The sequence below is a fragment of the Nonomuraea sp. NPDC049784 genome (assembly GCF_040659615.1).
Taxonomy (GTDB): domain Bacteria; phylum Actinomycetota; class Actinomycetes; order Streptosporangiales; family Streptosporangiaceae; genus Nonomuraea.
Genome location: NZ_JBFAMX010001207.1, coordinates 1 through 1,388 on the forward strand (window position 1 = coordinate 1; position 1,388 = coordinate 1,388).

A 1,388-nucleotide genomic window follows, 5' to 3' on the forward strand; every position below is an offset into this window, starting at 1 on the left:
AGCAGCGCCGCCAGCCCCGCCCCGCCGGGACGGGCCTGCTCGGCGGAGACGTCCACCACCGGGACGGGGGCCTCCGGGCAGAGCCGCTCGGCGTCGCCCTCGACGTCCACGTCCAGCAGTGTGTCCCCGATGACGACGAGCGGTCCCGTCACAGTGCTTCCTCGACCGCGTCGCACAGCAGGTGTATCAGGGCGAGGTGCACCTCCTGTACGGTCGCCGGCTCCTCCCCCGGCACGGCGACGGTCTCGTCGCACAGCTCGGCCAGCGGGTTCGGCGCGGGGCCGGTCATGGCCCAGGCGAGGATGCCGCCCTCCTGCGCCGCGCTCGCCGCGGCCAGCACGTTCGGGCTGGTGCCGCTGGTGGACAGGCACAGCAGCACGTCGCCGGGCCTGCCGTGGGCGCGTACCTGCCGGGCGTAGATCTGCTCGGCGCCGAAGTCGTTGGCGATCGCCGTCAGCGTCGAGCCGTCGGCGTGCAACGGGATCGCCGCGTACGGCTGCCTGTCGTCCCTGAACCTGCCGACCAGCTCGGCCGTCAGGTGCTGCGCCTCCGCGGCCGAGCCGCCGTTGCCGCAGGTCAGCAGCCTGCCCCCGGCGGACAGCACGCCGGCCAGCTTCCCGCCCCAGGCACGGACGGTGACCGCCTGGTCATCGACCTTCTCCAGGGTCGTCCAGAGCTTTTCCAGATGTGCGTCCACGATCAACTCCCCAGAGCGGCCAGGCGGCATACCTTGCCGTCGATGACCTGCGTGTACACGGCCTCGGTCAGCTCGGCCACGCGCGGCCAGCCGTACCTCTCGCGGGCCCTGCGCGCCCCTGCCGCGCCGAGGGCCGCCCGCTTGTCCGGGTCGTCGAGCAGATCGCGCAGCGCCCTGGCCAGGGCGCGCGGGCGGCGCGGCGGCACCAGCACGCCGCAGCCTGCGACCGTGTCCAGGTGCCCGCCGACCGCCGAGGCCACGACCGGCACGCCGCAGGCCATCGCCTCGACCGGCACCATGCCGAACGGCTCGTACCACGGCACCGTCACCACGACGTCGGCCGAGCGCATCAGCGCAGGCACGTGCTCGCGCGGCACGCTGCCGATCACGTGCACCCGCCGTTCGAACCCGTACGCCTGCGCCAGCCCACGCAGCCTGACCGCCTCGTCGTCCTCCGGGCTGCCGCCCGCGATCACCAGCTCGGCGTCCGGGAGCTGGCGCAGCGTCCTGATCACGGTGTCCACGCCCTTGCGCGGCACCCTCCTGCCGATGCAGAGGATCAGCTTGCCCGCGGTGCGCGGCGCCACCGGCCCCTCGGGGCAGAACGCCCGCAGGTCCACCCCGCAGGGCACGACCGTGACGTGCTGCCCGGGGATGCCCATCGCGCGCAGTTCGTTCACCTCGTCGCCGC

At 74.3% G+C, this 1,388-nt stretch carries 2 protein-coding genes; both read right to left on the reverse strand.

Annotation, left to right across the window (positions count from 1 at the left end; translation table 11 throughout):
* Positions 1 to 148: 148 nt before the first annotated feature.
* On the reverse strand, positions 149 to 697 hold the full coding sequence (locus AB0J09_RS64755; RefSeq protein WP_360714431.1) for an SIS domain-containing protein: 549 nt from the start codon (positions 695 to 697) through the stop codon (positions 149 to 151).
* A 2-nt stretch (positions 698 to 699) separates the two neighbouring features.
* On the reverse strand, positions 700 to 1,388 hold a 689-nt coding region (locus AB0J09_RS64760), incomplete at its 5' end, for a glycosyltransferase (RefSeq protein WP_360714433.1).